The organism is Protofrankia sp. CiT1 (assembly GCF_917627335.1).
GTDB lineage: Bacteria > Actinomycetota > Actinomycetes > Frankiales > Frankiaceae > Protofrankia.
The window spans coordinates 12,776-28,221 of record NZ_CAKJTP010000005.1 but is presented as its reverse complement, the minus strand read 5'-3'; the positions used below and the strand labels follow the sequence as shown (position 1 = coordinate 28,221).

Sequence of the window (15,446 nt, the reverse complement as noted above, 5' to 3'; positions counted from 1 at the left end):
AAGAATGGTTATCCCCATCGACCGCGCCGTCCCAGCAATGATCTTCTCGGCGGCTTCCAGCGTGGTCGCGTTGAGGTCGGGCAGCTTGGTCTGGGCAATCTGACGGATCTGCTCCGCGGTGAGGTTCGCCACCTTGGTGCGGTGCGGAACACCACTGCCCTTCTCAATCCCAGCGGCCTTGAGGATAAGCCGGGCCGCCGGCGGGGTCTTGGTGACAAAGGTGAACGAACGGTCGTCATACACGGTGATCTCGACCGGAACGACGTTCCCGCGCTGCGACTCGGTGGCCGCGTTGTACTGCTTGCAGAACTCCATGATGTTGACGCCGTGCTGGCCGAGCGCCGGACCGACCGGCGGCGCGGGTGTCGCCACACCAGCATTGATCTGGAGCTTGATAATTGCCGCGATCTTCTTCTTGGGAGGCATGTGTCGTTTCTCTCTGGGTTTCCTGGGGTCTCCGTCGGCGCCAAGAACGCTGCGACCGTGCCGCCGGCCGGCTACCGGTTCGCCTGGCTGGTTGGAACCTCCGGTGGAGCGGAAGCGGAGACAACCGCGCCGCCTTCGGCCATCGAGCAGATCAGATCTTCGCGACCTGGTTGAACTGAAGTTCGACCGGCGTCTCGCGGCCGAAGATGGACACCAGCACCTTGAGCCGCTGCGCATCGAGGTTGATCTCACTGATGGTCGCCGGAAGGGTCGCGAACGGGCCATCCATGACGGTCACGGACTCCCCGACCTCGAACTCCTGCACCCGGACCGTCTCGGTCTTCTTCTCGGGTGGCGCCGGCGGCGCAAGAATGGAAACAACCTCCTCTGTCCGCAACGGTGACGGCTTGTTGGTCAGGCCGACGAAGCCGGTCACACCCGGGGTGTTTCGAACCGCGGACCACGACTGGTCAGTGAGGTCCATACGGACGTAGATGTAGCCCGGATACTTCTTCTGCTGCACCAGCTGCCGTTTGCCGTTCTTGATGACCGGAACCTCCTCGGTCGGGACCTCGATCTGGAAGATGTAGTCCTCCATGTTGAGGCTGGAGATCCGAGTCTCGAGGTTGGTCTTCACCTTGTTCTCATAGCCGGCGTACGAATGAATGACGTACCAGTCGCCAGGCGCGTCCTCCAGCGCCTGGCGGATGTCGCCGTCATCGTCGTCATCGTCGTCGAAGGCGGGCTGGTCGACATCCGCGACAGCCGCGGCAAGATAGCCGGGCTCCGTCTCGACGCCGGTGGAACCGTCGCCGCTCTCGCCGTCCTGCGGCAAGGCGCCGGCCTCCGTGCTTGCCACCTCGTCGCGCACCAGCGCCGCCAGCGGGTCGAGACCGTCGAGGGCCTCTCCCTGTTCGGAGGAGACATGCTCGGGAAACTGGGACACGCGGACGTTCCTTCTCTCTTGACCGTGCTCTGTGAGCTGTGCGGGCGCTATGGCGACATGGATCCGCGGAAACGGTCCACCTCAACCGAAGATCGCCAACACCGCCTTGGTGAGACCGAAGTCCAGCGAGGCGACGAATGCCACCATGATCGAGCAAAACATGAGCACTACAACCACATAAGTGATCAGTTCGCTTCGACCTGGGTAGATGACCTTCCGAAGCTCGGCGACGATCTCTCGGTAGAAGCGCAGCGGCGTGGTACGGCGTCGAGCTGCCGGCCGGGTCGGCTGGCCGGCCCTCGGTGCCGCGTCACGTGTGTCGGTCGCCACTCACTCCACCTACCTGGTCGTCGGATACCGCAGGGGCGACAGGACTCGAACCTGCAACCGCCGGTTTTGGAGACCGGTGCTCTACCAATTGAGCCACGCCCCTTTACACCACGACCACCACCGTGCTGGTAGCCGCCGATCAAGATGCACTCAGACCAATCATGATCATAAAGATCATGGGCATGAAAATCATCTACGGCGCTACACGCGGGGATGACGGCCTAAGCGCATCCACCATACTCCCTACACGGCTCCTTACACGGCCCACCCTCACGTATCCATGATCTCCTACGAACCAGTGATCAAGCTCCACGTCGCGGACGCATCCCAGGCTAACCGGAAAGGGACTTGCTGGACAGCGGCTGCCCGACCGGCCAGGGGTCGCGCGATTGTAGCGCAGTATCGTGTGACCAGCGGGGCCAAGAGTCACGAGGGGCATCGCCACCCGGACCGGATGCATCGGGCACACCGGCCGGATCCGGCCGCACCGCGCCGATGATCGAGCAGCCAACCTGGTATGCGTGGCAGCATGACGGTCATGACCCGGATCTCTCACCGCGTCGGAGGCATCGCCCCTTCGGCGACACTTGCCGTGGACTCGACCGCCAAGGCGCTGCGCGCAGCCGGCCGGGACGTGATCGGCTTTGGTGCCGGCGAACCGGACTTTCCCACCCCCGACCACGTTGTCGCCGCTGCCGAGAAGGCATGCAGCGATCCAAAAATGCACCGGTACACACCAGCCGCCGGCCTGCCAGAGCTCAGAGAAGCGGTGGCCGACAAGACCCGCCGCGACTCCGGCCTCGATATCGCGGCCAGTCAGGTACTCATCACCAATGGTGGCAAGCAGGCCGTCTACATAGCGTTCGCAACACTCCTCGACCCCGGCGACGAAGTGCTGCTGCCCGCTCCCTACTGGACCACCTACCCGGAGTCGATCCGCCTTGCCGGTGGCAGGGCTGTGGATGTCGTGACCACTCCCGAGCAGGGCTACCGGGTCACGGTGGAACAGCTGGAGAAGGCGCGCACCCCTCGGACGAAGGCCTTGGTGTTCTGCTCACCCTCCAATCCGACCGGTGCGGTACATACCCCTGAGGAGGTCCGCGCGATCGGGCGTTGGGCGGCCCAGGCTGGGATCTGGGTGATCGCGGACGAGATCTACGAGCATCTGGTGTACGGCGACGCCCGGTTCGCTTCCCTGCCGGTAGAGGTGCCCGAGATCGCCGACCGCTGCATCGTCGTCAACGGCGTCGCCAAAACCTACGCCATGACGGGGTGGCGGGTCGGCTGGCTGGCAGGTCCGGCGGATGCCGTCAAGGCGGCCATCAATCTGCAGTCCCATGCCGCGTCCAACGTCTCCAACGTGGCGCAGGCCGCGGCGCTGGCTGCCGTGGCGGGCCCGCTGGACGCGGTCGCGCAGATGCGTCTTGCCTTCGACCGGCGGCGCCAGACTATGCACCGCATGCTCTCCGCGACCCCCGGGGTGGTGTGCCCGATGCCCGAGGGCGCCTTCTACTGCTACCCGTCACTGCTCGGCGTTATTGGCCGCACGCTGCGAGGACGCACCCCGACGACCTCAGCGGACCTGACCACGCTCATCCTCGAGGAGGCCGGCGTCGCGATCGTGCCCGGTGAGGCGTTTGGGACACCCGGCTACGCCCGGTTGTCCTACGCCCTCGGCGACCAGGATCTGGCCACCGGCGTACAGCGCATGTCCGACCTGCTGGCCGAGGCGGAGTAGCGGAGTAAGAGCGCCCGGCAATAGGGGTGTGGATCAATGAGCGGGGCTGGGGTGCGTGCCCTGGCCCCGCGACGCCGCGTCCCCTGTTGCCGGTCGCTCTGAGCGTCGGCTGTGGTGCCGCCGGGACCTCCGCGGCCGGGAGTTCCGCGGCCGGGGACGCCACAGCCAGCCGCGGCAAAGCGGACTGCTTGTTGCGACGATGAAACGATCAGGAAAGGCGGACCGTGGCGCGCGAACCCAGCAGCACCTTGGTTCCGTCGCACCGGACAGTGATGTTCACAACAACCTGGTTGTCGTCCAGCTTCTTGGCAACCACACCACTGACCACCAGCGCGGCACCGGCGTCGTCGTCCGGCACCGGGACGAACGAGGAAAACCGGACGCCATACTCGACAACCGCCCCGGGATCACCGGCCCAGTCGGTGACAAGCCGCGCCGCGCTGGCCATGGTGTACATCCCATGAGCGATGACTCCGGGCAGGCCCACATCAGTCGCGGCCCGGTCGTTCCAGTGGATCACATTGAAGTCGCCTGACGCTCCGCAGTAACGGACAAGATCTTCACGGCGGATCCGGAACTCCCGTTCGGGGATCAGCGTACCGACCTCAACATCGCTGTAACCAAGAGTCGCGGACATCATGAACCTCTCAGCCGTTCTCGACCCCGGCGGTTCCGCTTTCCACAACGGCGGTTCCACGGGAGACCAGTGACGAACGGGCGGTTGCCAGCAGCTCACCACCGGTCGTCGCGAACTCATAATCGATGATCATTAGCTCGTTACGGCCAGCATTCCGGATGCCGGAGATCATGCCGGAAACGATGATCTCGTCGCCGGCGACGACCGGCCGCCGCAACGAGTAGCGCTGCTCACCGTGCACCACCAACGAGTAGTCGAGGCCGAGCGCGGGATCGTGCAGGGGAACGACGGACCGCCACATACCGAGTGCGGTCAGGAACGTGGGCGGCGCAATAAGATCGATATAACCAGCGGACTTGGCCGCATCCAGATCATGACAGAGCGGGCTGTCCTCACGGATCGCGAGGGCAAACTGCCGGATATGCTCACGCCCGACCAGGAAGGGTGTGTCCGCGACAAATCGGCGCCCGATGAAGTCTCGATTCAACGGCATCGCAATGCTCCGATCTCACCATGGCGCCGGTCACACCATGGCACCGGACCGACGAAATCACAACGCCATGCTTCCATACGACCGCGCCGAACAGCCACGCGACACAGCGAAGCGGCCCCGCGCACCCGCGAGGGGCGACACGAGGAGCAGCGCGGGTCAGCGAGTCTCGCGGTGGTCGGTGTGCTGCCTGCAGTTCGGGCAGAACTTGCGCAGCTCGAGACGATCGGGGTCGTTGCGGCGGTTCTTGCGTGTGATGTAGTTACGGTGCTTGCACACCTGACACGCCATTGTGATCTTTGGACGGACATCGGTGGCGGCCACGGTGCTGTGCCTCTTCCTGCAGGTCGGACAAGAACGAACCAGAACTTATAGACATGTGGAACGACCAGACGTCGCCCTCGGCGGGTCGCGACCCGGCCTGTAGCGGTGGCCGGATTTGAACCGGCGACACAGCGATTATGAGCCGCTTGCTCTGCCTGGCTGAGCTACACCGCCTTGATGGCTCAACCCCGTTGGCAGTCATTCCAGCCAACGGGGCAATGGCCGGGCACCGATTAACCGGCTACCGACCGCCACCACGGAGCCCCTTTACGGAATCGAACCGTAGACCTTCTCCTTACCATGGAGATGCTCTGCCGACTGAGCTAAAGGGGCGTGTGCGTACGCCTAAGGCTACACGACAGAACGACACCACGGACGGCACCCCCGCCATGAGCACAGGCTCTGGTCGCGGCGGATGCGGCGGCGGCGGAGGTGGCAGCTAGCCGCGGCGATCAACGCTAAACGGATCTTCATCGAATCTTGACAAGATCAAAATTTCGATTATCGCATAATGTCATGAAATTTCATCTAATTAAGACAAGGGTGGACTATCGGTAGCGACAAAGTCCGCCCACGCCCATCGATATATCTCTAAGCAACCAGAGAGTCGCTTAGCGTAGTTGTCGGCCGAGCGAAGCTGTCACCCGGGATCACCCATCGGCCAGTCCACCCATCTGCCAGGGGGCCCCATGCACGGGACACCGCACACCGCTTACCACGACCACGACCACGACCACGACCACGACCACGATCCGGACCGATGCCGGCCAGCCCGGCAACAGCGGGCCAAACGAACCGTCGCACGTACGATCACCACCACTACCCTGGTGACACTTATCACTGTTGCAGGCGCTCAAGGCTCCGGGACGAGCGGCGCCGCGGTATCGACGACCGGATTTCCGGTGCTGTCAGCCGGCCGGCCCGGCGCCATATCCACCGACGCTGGTGCCAGTAGCGACGCCGCCAAGAACATCCGCCAGGATTACGCCTCCCCCGGTGATGTCCCGCTGGGAGAGGGCACCACCGTCGCGCCGCCCGACGAGGGCGCGCCATCGGGAACCCGCTCGCCGCTGGCCATCCCGGCCAGCTGGCCGCGGGGCGTGGACATCTCGTCCTGGCAACATCCCGGCAGCACGGAGATCGGCTGGAACGCGGTCCGTGCCGCCGGAATCGGCTTTGCCATTATCAAGGCGACCGAGGGCAGCGGCTATACCAACCCCTACTTCGCCACTGACCGCGATCACGCCCGCCAAGCCGGGCTCGTCGTCGGTATGTACCACTACGCACGGCCTATGCTGCCGATCGCGACCGCGGTCGATCAGGCGGACCGCTTTCTCGCCGTCACCGGCTCGACCCGCTCCACGGGCCAGCTGGCACCCGTCCTCGATCTCGAAGCACAGGGCGGATTGTCCGCCGCCCAGCTCGCGGGCTGGGCACATGCCTTTCTGGAAGAGATCGAGACCAGGACCGGGCGTGCTCCCATCCTGTACACCTACCGGTCATTCTGGACCGATATCATGAAGAACACGACGTCATTCTCTCGCTATCCGCTGTGGTTCGCCAGCTACAACGGAGGCTCGTCCCCCGGCGCCCTTCCCGGTGGCTGGCAGCAGTGGTTGATGTGGCAGTACACGTCAGCGGGGAATGTTCCAGGCATTGCCGGAGACATCGACCTGAATGTCTTCTGCTGTAACAGCGGATCATTGTCAGCCGGCGCTGACGGGCGAGCCAGCGAAATCGACAAACGCTACAACGCGGATGCTCGCCTGCGTTCCCTGCTCGCGGCGAACAGCCGGGCCGAGGAGCCCGCTGGCGGCGGCGGGCGGTGGAAACAGTTCCAGCGTGGCCTGCTCTTCTGGTCGGTGGCCACCGGCGTCCATGAGGTACACGGCGGAATCAGCGCCCGGTACCTCGCCCTGGGCGGCAGCAACAGCCTGCTGGGACGGCCCACCAGCGACGAGCTGGACGCTGAGATCGCGGGCAGCCGGCAGTCGGTGTTCCAGGGCGGCCGGATCTACTGGACCCGTCCCACCGGCGCGCACGAGGTCCACGGAGCGATCCTGCACAGCTACCTGGCCCTCGGTTCGGCCGGCTCCGACCTGGGGCTGCCGATCAGTGACGAGTACTCGGTGGACGGTGGACGCGAAAGCGCCTTCCAGCACGGCTGGCTGCGCTGGGACGCGAGCTCAAACACGGTCACCACTATTCTCTCCTGAATACACGTTTCTCTCCTGAAATTCTCCTGAAAGCGCGTCCAGGGCGGATGACAGGCACACCAGGCGCGGCGTGCCACCCACCGGGAACGAAATCCGTGCTCACCAGACGTGACCAGCGGCGGCGTAACGGCACAATTGGGCGCCGCCAGCGCCGTCGGGCGGCTGCTCCCGAGCGAGGATGTCGGGCAACCGGGCATGTCCTGGGCGACACGAGGGCATGCCAAGGGGGGCTCACCGTCTCGTCAGGCTCCGGGGAGGATTCACATGGAACCGGCACGCTCCGCGCGCACCGGCAGGGGATGGCTGATATTCGCAGCGGTCATCATCTTTATCGCGGGCTTCCACAACCTCATCTACGGAATCGCCGCGCTCAGGAACTACGCCGTCCTCATCACGGCGAACGACACCGTCATCTACCAGGATCTGGACTTCTGGGGCTGGCTGCTGGTGTGCATGGGCATCGTCCAGATAGGCACCGCGGCCGCGATCCTCACCGGCAAGCTGTGGGCGCGGTGGTTGGGCATCGCCATGTGCGGCCTGAACGCGATCGCCCAGCTCGCCTTCCTGGCGATCTTCCCGCTCTGGTCGATCGTCGTCATCGCGCTCGACGTATTCGTGATCTACGCTTTGACGAGTTACGACACACCGCGGCACGGCGCCTACGACCCATACCCCGAAAGCGATCGAACCCGGACACGAACGGATCGCCCCGAATACACTGGATCATCCCGATCCGGTCCGGACGTGTCGCCTTGACGCTGATCCCCGGTGCGTGCACCGAACCTGGGCCCAGGCAGACGGTCCACGCACCACATCGGCGCCGGGTGCGGTCACCGCAACCGGGTTCCCCTTTCGGGCGCCGGAGGACCAGCCGTTGGGAAATCTCAGCCGTTGCGAGGCTCCGCCGGTACGGACGGCCGCTGGGAGGCCCCGCCGGTGCGGACGAACCTCAGGCGGCCGCGTTCAGCTCAGCGCGGGTGAGAACCGAACGCAGGTCGAGACCGATGTCGGCGAGGCTGGCCCGCCCGCCCTCCTGGCGGTCGATCACACAAAGGACATGTTCCACGATCGCGCCCTGCTCGCGCAGGATCCCGGCCGCGGCCAGCACGGCACCGCCGCTGGTCACGACATCCTCGACAAGAACGACCCGCAGGCCCTCGACGGCCCCGCCCTCGGCGGCCCGGCACGTGCCGTACTCCTTGGCCTTCTTGCGGACGAACCGAGCCGGCATGCCCGTCCGCTGGGACAGCAATGTGACCAGTGGGATACCACCGAGTTCGAGCCCGGCCAGCACGTCCGTGCCTTCGGGCAGCAACGGGCCCATCGCGTCAACGATGTCCGCGAGCAGCCCGGGGTCGGCCTCGAACAGGTACTTGTCGAAGTACTCGCTGCTCGTCCGCCCGGAACGCAGCACGAACTGACCGGTCAGCTGCGACATCGCCCGGACACGGGCGGCAAGCGTGCCAGTGTCAGCCATGCCTGCGGATTCTATAGATCAGACAGGTTTACGGAGCGATCAGCGGATCGCACCGGCGCACGCTCGCCTGCCCCCTTACCCCTCTCCGGAGTGAAGGCCTGAGGTGTGGGGGGCGGAGCCCCCGCATTCCACCCCGCTGCGCGCATGCCGGAGATACGAACCACCGGCGTCAGTCATGATCGTCTGGGCATGGCCAGGAACACGGAAAAGGCCCCGGGGATCAAACCGGGGCCTGTGACCTGCTGCGATGCAGCTGGATCGGGGTGGTGGCAGGTGTTGGGTTCGAACCAACGTAGGCTGAGCCGGCGGTTTTACAGACCGCTCCCTTTGGCCACTCGGGCAACCTGCCGTTGGTGAACAGCATACGGGATGGGCGGTCGTGGTCGACGACCGGTCCCAGCGACCCGGTTACGCCGACGGCATCGTGATCATTCGGAGATCAGGACAGCGCGTTGATGATCCACAGCCCTGGGAGTGGCCGACAGGAGGGTGCCGGATCAAGGAACAGGATGTAAGGAACAGGGTTGGGGCGCGGGCAACGCGAGGCGCGTGCTCCAGCCCCGCGACGCCGCGTCCCTCGTTTCCGGGTACTTTCACTACCCGGCCTGGCCCGTGGACATGGGCGACGGCTGTGCCGGGACGGGCGGATCCGGGCAGACTCGGGATCAGGCACCGGGCCCGGCTTGCGACCGAGCCGCCGGGCGAAGATCTGATGCCGTACGCGCAGGCAATGGAAAAGATGGGAAGGAGGCGCTTCACCGTGGCGGACCCGTCGTTCGACATCGTGAGCAAGGTCGACCGCCAGGAGATCGACAACGCCGTCAACCAGACCGCCAAGGAGGTGGGGACCCGCTTCGACTTCCGTGACACCGGGGCGTCGGCAACCTGGTCCGGCGAGTCCATCCTGCTCACCGCGAGCACCGAGGAACGGGTGAAGGCGACCCTGGACGTCCTGCAGGAGAAGTGGGTCAAGCGCGGCATCTCGCTCAAGGCCCTGCAGCATGACGAGCCCACCCAGTCCGGCAAGGAGTACCGGCTGGTGGTGACCGTGCAACAGGGCATTGCCGACGACAAGGCCAAAGCGATCTCGAAAAAAATCCGGGCTGACGCCCCGAGGGGCGTGCAGGCCCAGATTCAGGGAGACCAGCTCCGGGTCACCGGCAAGAAGCGGGACGACCTCCAGCGCGTCATCCAGATACTCAAGGAAACCGACTTCGGGCTGCCGCTCCAGTTCGTCAACTACCGATAACGGACGGACCCGCATGCGCGGGCCCCGCCGAGCTGGGCCGCCATGCGGCGCAGCTCGAGCCAGGCGGCCCTCGCGACATAACAGGCAGAAAAGGTGCGCCCCGCCCGATGGGGGGTTTCGGGCGGGGCGCTGCACGGCGAGGCCTGGGGGGTTTGCCTCGCCGCAGGTCAGGGTTTAGAGCAACCGGTAACAGGGGACGGCGTCACGAGGTTGGGGCGCGCGGCTCGCGTCATCGCTGCCCGCCCATACGCCGCGCGATGCACGGGTACCCGGCTCGTTGGTCGTCACCCACCACCTCCGGTGACTCCCTCCGCCGCCTCGCGATACACGCACCCAACTCCACTCCTTGATCCACATCACTATCGCCGGGCGCTCTTAGCCTTTTCAGAATACGACTTTCCGCCGAAGATTCAACGGTAGGGGTCCATCCGGGCCATCTCCTCCAGCCGCTCGATCCGGCGGTCCATCGATGGATGCGTACTGAACAGCTGGACAACCCCGCCCCCCCGGAACGGGTTCGCAATCATGAGTGACGACACGGGCGCCAACTGTGAACTCTGCGGAAGAGGCCGGACGGCCGTGCCTGCCTCGAGTTTGCGCAGCGCCGTCGCGAGACCGAGCGGATCGCCGGTCAACATCGCGCCAGCGGAATCCGCTTCGTACTCCCGCGCCCTGCTGATGGCAAGTTGAATGATCGTCGCCGCGATCGGGCCCAACAGAACGAGAAGCATGATCTCCAGAATGCCCGGACCGTCATCGTCCTCGCTCCGGCCAAAACCAAAGATCGCCGCAAACTGCGCGAACTGCGCCAGGTAGACAATAACGCTCGCAAGCGCACCGGCAACGGAGGCGATAAGAATATCCCGGTTGTAGACGTGGCTGAGTTCATGACCGAGGACGCCACGCAGCTCGCGATCATCCATGATCTCCAGAATGCCAGCGGTGCAGCAGACCGCCGCGTTACGTGGGTTGCGGCCGGTCGCGAACGCGTTCGGTGCCGCGGTCGGGCTGATGTAGAGCCGCGGCATCGGCATCCGCGCCCTGGTCGCGAGCTCCTGAACGATCGCGTACATGCGTGGCTGCTCGACCTGGCTCACCGGATAGGCCCGCATCGCACGCAGGGCAAGCTTGGCCGAGAAGAAATACGAGAATCCATTGACCCCCAGGGCGAAGATGAACGCGATTGTCAGACCGCGGCTCCCGAACAGGGAACCGACAAAAAGAATCACCGCGGACAGTACGCCCAGCAAAATGGCGGTCTTGAGCCCGTTGAGGTAGCGGTGGGACATGGCGGTCGGGTTTCCTGTCATCTCGAAGGTTGCACCAGAGTCAACGCCCGGATCAACCGGAACCGTTCCCCTCCGCGGGTGCTCGCGCGATGCGCCGCTTGGGTGACATGCCATGAAGTGCCCGGTTCATCCGGCGAGCACGCCAGGCCATCCTTGCATGTGATGATCATCACATTGATGCCCATCGCGTGGCCTTCGGCCTATGGGACGGTACGCACGGCCGAGGCAAGCAGCACCTGCCGGACAGCTTCGCCGCGCTCGTGGTCGACAAGACCCGCCTGTTCAAGCTGGCTCAGAGTGAGAGCCGCCAGCGCGACGTAGGCCGCCGCCGCCGCCGGGTCGAGCGTGCCGAGCGCATCCAGGTGCGCCCGCACCGTACCGGTGTCTCCGCGCCGGATCGGCCCGGTCAGCCCAGCCGGGCCGCGCTCGAGGGCCTTTTCCAGCGATTGTCGCAACAGCGGGGCGACCGCGTCGGCGCCTTCGCGGACGCCGAGCTCGTCCAGCAGCGTCAGCGTGGCCGTGACCAGCGTCGCCAGATAGTTGGACCCGAGGACGACAGCGGCGTGATAAGCCGTCCGTGCCTGCTCGGGGACGGAAACGACCCGACCGCCGACAGCTGTCACAAGCCCATGCGCGACCGGCTCGGCGGCCGGGTCCGCCGTCACCCCGAACGAAGCCCCGGCCAACAGGTTCGCGTCCGCGGCGGTCCCGCTCACGGTCATAATGGGATGCATCGCCGCTCGCAACGCTCCACGGTCGTAAGCGGACTGTAATATGCCCACTCCGTACCGTCCGCTCATATGTGCGACAATCTGCCCGCTCCGCAGTGCACCAGCGTGCACGATGCCCGCCAGAACATCCGGGATCGCGTCATCGGAAACCGTGATAAATATCACATCCGATGCATCAGTCACCTCGGCCGCTGTCCCGGGCAATGCCGCGGGGAAACCGGCCCGAGCCCGCGCCAAGCCCACCTCGGACCGGGCGTGCACCGCAACGACCGGATAGCCGGCAGCGGCCAGGGCCGTTCCCCACGCGCTCCCCACGCGCCCGACGCCCACGATCCCGATCCGCAGTGCCTGCGCCACCGTCACCGTCTCACCTGTGCGCCCACCCGCGGAAGCCATATCAAACCCATATCAACGGAACCCGTGCCACCGGCCACCGGGCAATGTTCCCAGCAGTCGGCTTTCCGACCCGGTCAATCCGCAAACCCGCCCGCTGTGGGGCCGCCAACAAGCTTGGATCAGGCTGTGTCACAGTCGTCACACTCAGCTGACTCCGTCGGGACGTTACGCCCGGCCCAATAGTCCTACCGGTACGCTCGAGAGGTAGCCGAGGAGGTCACACAACGTGTCAGGCCAGGTCAGGGACCGTCAAATCCATCGACTCGACCGGGTCGTCATCCGCTTCGCCGGTGACTCAGGTGATGGGATGCAGCTCACTGGAGAGCAGTTCACCAGCGAGACCGCGGCGTTCGGTAACGACTTGTCCACCCTTCCGGACTTTCCCGCGGAGATCCGTGCGCCAGCAGGTACCCCGGCCGGGGTGTCCGGATTTCAGCTCCACTTCTCAGACCACGACATTCTCACGCCCGGTGATGCCCCGAACATGCTGGTGGCCATGAACCCGGCGGCGTTGAAATCCAACCTGAAGGACCTGCCCAACGGCGCCGACCTCGTTGTCAACACCGACGCGTTCACCGGCGCGAACCTGAAAAAAGCCGGCTACTCGTCCGATCCACTCAGCGACGGCAGCCTGGACGAGTACCGGGTACATCGGGTACCCCTGTCATCAATGACCATCGACGCGGTGAACGCGCTGGAAAGCAGCGCGGGGACGGTCAACAAAAAGGAAGCCGAGCGAGCGAAGAACATGTTCGCCCTCGGTCTCATGAGCTGGCTCTACCAGCGGCCCACCGACGGCGTCATAACATTCCTTGAGAAGAAGTTCGCGAAACGCCCGGAAATCGCCGCCGCGAATGTCGCGGCGCTGCGCGCCGGCTACAACTACGGCGAGACGACCGAAACCTTCGCGGTCACCTACGAAGTGGCACCGGCGCGCATGAAGCCGGGCATGTACCGGCGTATCTCCGGCAACACGGCGTTGTCCTACGGGCTGGTCGCCGCCGCCGAGCTCACCGGGCTGCCGCTGTTCCTGGGCTCATACCCGATCACCCCCGCCTCCGACATCCTGCACGAACTGAGCAAACACAAGCGTTTCGGGATACGGACCTTCCAGGCCGAGGACGAGATCGCTGGTGTCGGGGCCGCGCTCGGGGCCTCCTTCGGCGGGTCGCTCGGCGTGACCACCACATCCGGGCCCGGCCTGGCCCTGAAGACCGAGACCATCGGGCTCGCGGTAGCCCTCGAGCTCCCGCTCATCGTCGTGGACATCCAGCGCGGCGGGCCGTCCACCGGCCTGCCGACCAAGACCGAGCAGGCCGACCTCGGCATGGCCGTGAACGGCCGCAACGGCGAGGCGCCGCTGCCGGTCATCGCGCCCCGCTCGCCCGCGGACTGCTTCGACGCGGCCATCGAGGCGGCACGGCTGGCGACGAAGTACCGGACGCCTGTCATCCTGCTCTCGGACGGATACCTCGCCAACGGTTCAGAGCCGTGGCTGCTGCCCGGCCGTGCGGACCTGCCCGATCTCACGGTGTCATTCGCCACCGAGCCGAACCACAGCGGCGACAAGGGCCTGGAATTCTGGCCATATCTCCGCGACAGCGAGACACTCGCGCGGCCCTGGGCCGTTCCCGGGACTCCCGGGCTGGAGCACCGCATTGGCGGTCTGGAAAAAGCGGATGGTTCGGGTGGGATCTCCTACGATCCGGCGAACCACGACCGTATGGTGCGGCTGCGCCAGGCGAAGATCGAGGGAATCGCCCGCGACATCGCCCCGCTGGAGGTCGATGACCCGTCCGGACAGGCTCGGGTACTCGTCCTCGGCTGGGGCTCGACCTACGGACCTATCGCCGCCGGATGCCGACGTGTCCGGGCGAAGGGGCTGCACGTCGCCCAGGCACACCTGCGTCACCTTTTCCCGTTTCCCGACAACACCGGTGAGGTGCTGCGCGCCTATGACAAGGTCTTGGTCCCCGAGATGAACCTCGGCCAGCTCAGGGCCATGGTCCGGGCGGAGTTCCTGGTCGACGCCATCGGCTACAACCAGGTCCGCGGGCTTCCGTTCAAGGCCGCCGAACTGGCGGGCGTCTTGGAGGACGTGATCAACCAGTGACCGTCACGACGAACCACGCCGGCATCAGCAACCGACTACTCGATCTCATCCCGGTCACTGACCGGCCGCAGACCCGTAAGGACTTCACCTCCGACCAGGAGGTCCGCTGGTGCCCCGGCTGCGGGGACTACGCCATCCTGGCCACCGTCCAGGGCTTCCTGCCCGAACTCGGGATAGCCCGGGAGAACATCGCCTTCATCTCGGGTATCGGCTGTTCCTCCCGTTTCCCCTACTACCTGCAGACCTATGGGATGCACTCCATCCATGGCCGGGCACCGGCCATCGCGACAGGTCTGGCGGTCTCCCGGCCCGACCTGTCGGTGTGGGTTGTCACCGGCGACGGTGACGCGCTGTCCATTGGTGGCAACCACCTGCTTCACGCTTTGCGGCGTAACGTGAACATCAAAATTCTGATGTTCAACAATCGGATCTACGGACTGACCAAAGGGCAGTACTCCCCCACCTCCGAAGTGGGGAAAATCACAAAATCTACCCCGTTCGGCTCGCTGGACCGCCCCTACAACGCGATCTCGCTCGTGCTGGGGGCCGAGGCGTCCTTTGTCGCACGGTCAATCGACTCCGACCGGGCGCACCTGACCTCCGTTCTGCGGGCAGCCGCGGCCCACCCCGGCTCTGCCTTCGTAGAGATCTTCCAGAACTGCAACATCTTCAACGACGGGGCCTTCGACGCCCTCAAGGACCGGTCATCCAAGGATGACGCGACGCTGCGCCTCGTCCACGACAAGCCCATGATCTTCGGTGCGGACCTCGACAAGGGCATCCGCCGGAGCGCCTCGGGCGACCTGGAGATCTGCGCCGCGACCGACGAGGATGTACTCGTTCACAACGCGCGGGCCGCCGAACCGAGCCAGGCGTTCGCGCTGTCACGGCTCACCGGCGGCTCGGCTGGCGTCACCCCCATCGGGGTCTTCCGGGACCTCGACACTCCCACCTACGACGAGCAGCTGAACACCCAGATCGCCGAGGCTCGTACCCGCCAGGGTGACGGCGACCTGATGGCACTGCTGAGCAGCGGCGACACATGGACGGTTTCCTGACCGCGACCATAAGAGCGCCCGGCAAT

General features: G+C 65.4%; 15 protein-coding genes and 4 tRNA genes. 6 read left to right on the top strand and 13 right to left on the bottom strand.

Annotation, left to right across the window (positions count from 1 at the left end):
• The 4 genes from rplK to MJ785_RS01875 form a co-directional block, all read right to left on the bottom strand.
• The coding region (gene rplK, locus MJ785_RS01890) for a 50S ribosomal protein L11 (protein WP_239308457.1) at positions 1 to 426 on the bottom strand (426 nt) is incomplete at its 3' end.
• A gap of 151 nt (positions 427 to 577) precedes the next feature.
• The gene (gene nusG, locus MJ785_RS01885; RefSeq protein WP_239308458.1) at positions 578 to 1,372 is read right to left on the bottom strand and encodes a transcription termination/antitermination protein NusG; all 795 of its coding nucleotides are present in this window, start codon (positions 1,370 to 1,372) and stop codon (positions 578 to 580) included.
• 81 nt (positions 1,373 to 1,453) lie between these two features.
• Positions 1,454 to 1,702, bottom strand: a complete 249-nt coding sequence (secE, locus tag MJ785_RS01880; protein WP_239308459.1) for a preprotein translocase subunit SecE — start codon at positions 1,700 to 1,702, stop codon at positions 1,454 to 1,456.
• Positions 1,703 to 1,732: 30 nt separating this feature from the next.
• Positions 1,733 to 1,805, bottom strand: a tRNA-Trp gene (locus MJ785_RS01875).
• 426 nt (positions 1,806 to 2,231) lie between these two features.
• Here MJ785_RS01875 and MJ785_RS01870 point away from each other — a divergent pair.
• Positions 2,232 to 3,440, top strand: coding sequence for a pyridoxal phosphate-dependent aminotransferase (locus tag MJ785_RS01870; protein WP_239308460.1), 1,209 nt, complete (start codon positions 2,232 to 2,234; stop codon positions 3,438 to 3,440).
• 208 nt (positions 3,441 to 3,648) lie between these two features.
• On the opposite strand, the gene MJ785_RS01865 is transcribed toward MJ785_RS01870, so the two are convergent.
• The 5 genes from MJ785_RS01865 to MJ785_RS01845 form a co-directional block, all read right to left on the bottom strand.
• Complete coding sequence (locus MJ785_RS01865; RefSeq protein WP_239308487.1) at positions 3,649 to 4,077, bottom strand: MaoC family dehydratase; 429 nt, start codon at positions 4,075 to 4,077, stop codon at positions 3,649 to 3,651.
• A gap of 10 nt (positions 4,078 to 4,087) precedes the next feature.
• Complete coding sequence (locus MJ785_RS01860) at positions 4,088 to 4,570, bottom strand: MaoC family dehydratase N-terminal domain-containing protein (RefSeq protein WP_239308461.1); 483 nt, start codon at positions 4,568 to 4,570, stop codon at positions 4,088 to 4,090.
• Positions 4,571 to 4,726: 156 nt separating this feature from the next.
• The gene (gene rpmG / locus MJ785_RS01855; RefSeq protein ID WP_255720253.1) at positions 4,727 to 4,891 is read right to left on the bottom strand and encodes a 50S ribosomal protein L33; all 165 of its coding nucleotides are present in this window, start codon (positions 4,889 to 4,891) and stop codon (positions 4,727 to 4,729) included.
• A gap of 100 nt (positions 4,892 to 4,991) precedes the next feature.
• Positions 4,992 to 5,065 (bottom strand) — tRNA-Met (locus MJ785_RS01850).
• Between the two features lie 86 nt (positions 5,066 to 5,151).
• Positions 5,152 to 5,224, bottom strand: a tRNA-Thr gene (locus tag MJ785_RS01845).
• A 356-nt stretch (positions 5,225 to 5,580) separates the two neighbouring features.
• Here MJ785_RS01845 and MJ785_RS01840 point away from each other — a divergent pair.
• Both MJ785_RS01840 and MJ785_RS01835 read left to right on the top strand, forming a co-directional pair.
• Positions 5,581 to 7,107, top strand: coding sequence for a GH25 family lysozyme (locus MJ785_RS01840; protein ID WP_239372939.1), 1,527 nt, complete (start codon positions 5,581 to 5,583; stop codon positions 7,105 to 7,107).
• Between the two features lie 264 nt (positions 7,108 to 7,371).
• Positions 7,372 to 7,863 (top strand): hypothetical protein, encoded by a 492-nt coding sequence (locus MJ785_RS01835; RefSeq protein ID WP_239308462.1) that lies wholly within the window; start codon positions 7,372 to 7,374, stop codon positions 7,861 to 7,863.
• 193 nt (positions 7,864 to 8,056) lie between these two features.
• Here MJ785_RS01835 and pyrE read toward each other — a convergent pair whose 3' ends face one another.
• Positions 8,057 to 8,584 (bottom strand): orotate phosphoribosyltransferase, encoded by a 528-nt coding sequence (pyrE, locus tag MJ785_RS01830; RefSeq protein WP_239308463.1) that lies wholly within the window; start codon positions 8,582 to 8,584, stop codon positions 8,057 to 8,059.
• A gap of 264 nt (positions 8,585 to 8,848) precedes the next feature.
• Positions 8,849 to 8,933: transfer RNA gene (locus tag MJ785_RS01825), tRNA-Tyr, on the bottom strand.
• A gap of 390 nt (positions 8,934 to 9,323) precedes the next feature.
• On the opposite strand from MJ785_RS01825, the gene MJ785_RS01820 reads away from it, so the two are divergent.
• Positions 9,324 to 9,833: a YajQ family cyclic di-GMP-binding protein gene (locus tag MJ785_RS01820; RefSeq protein WP_370651425.1), complete on the top strand. Its 510-nt coding sequence runs from the start codon at positions 9,324 to 9,326 to the stop codon at positions 9,831 to 9,833.
• Between the two features lie 410 nt (positions 9,834 to 10,243).
• Here the strand turns inward: MJ785_RS01820 and htpX are convergent, their stop codons facing one another.
• Together htpX and MJ785_RS01810 are read right to left on the bottom strand one after the other, a co-directional pair.
• Complete coding sequence (gene htpX / locus MJ785_RS01815; protein ID WP_239308464.1) at positions 10,244 to 11,122, bottom strand: zinc metalloprotease HtpX; 879 nt, start codon at positions 11,120 to 11,122, stop codon at positions 10,244 to 10,246.
• Positions 11,123 to 11,322: 200 nt separating this feature from the next.
• Positions 11,323 to 12,216, bottom strand: coding sequence for a Rossmann-like and DUF2520 domain-containing protein (locus tag MJ785_RS01810; protein WP_239379957.1), 894 nt, complete (start codon positions 12,214 to 12,216; stop codon positions 11,323 to 11,325).
• Between the two features lie 259 nt (positions 12,217 to 12,475).
• On the opposite strand from MJ785_RS01810, the gene MJ785_RS01805 reads away from it, so the two are divergent.
• Together MJ785_RS01805 and MJ785_RS01800 are read left to right on the top strand one after the other, a co-directional pair.
• Positions 12,476 to 14,362 carry a 2-oxoacid:acceptor oxidoreductase subunit alpha gene (locus tag MJ785_RS01805; RefSeq protein WP_239308466.1) on the top strand — a complete coding sequence of 629 codons (1,887 nt, stop codon included), beginning with the start codon at positions 12,476 to 12,478 and terminating at the stop codon, positions 14,360 to 14,362.
• Positions 14,359 to 15,420, top strand: coding sequence for a 2-oxoacid:ferredoxin oxidoreductase subunit beta (locus MJ785_RS01800; RefSeq protein ID WP_239308467.1), 1,062 nt, complete (start codon positions 14,359 to 14,361; stop codon positions 15,418 to 15,420). The genes MJ785_RS01805 and MJ785_RS01800 overlap by 4 nt, the downstream gene beginning before the upstream one ends.
• Positions 15,421 to 15,446: the final 26 nt, after the last annotated feature.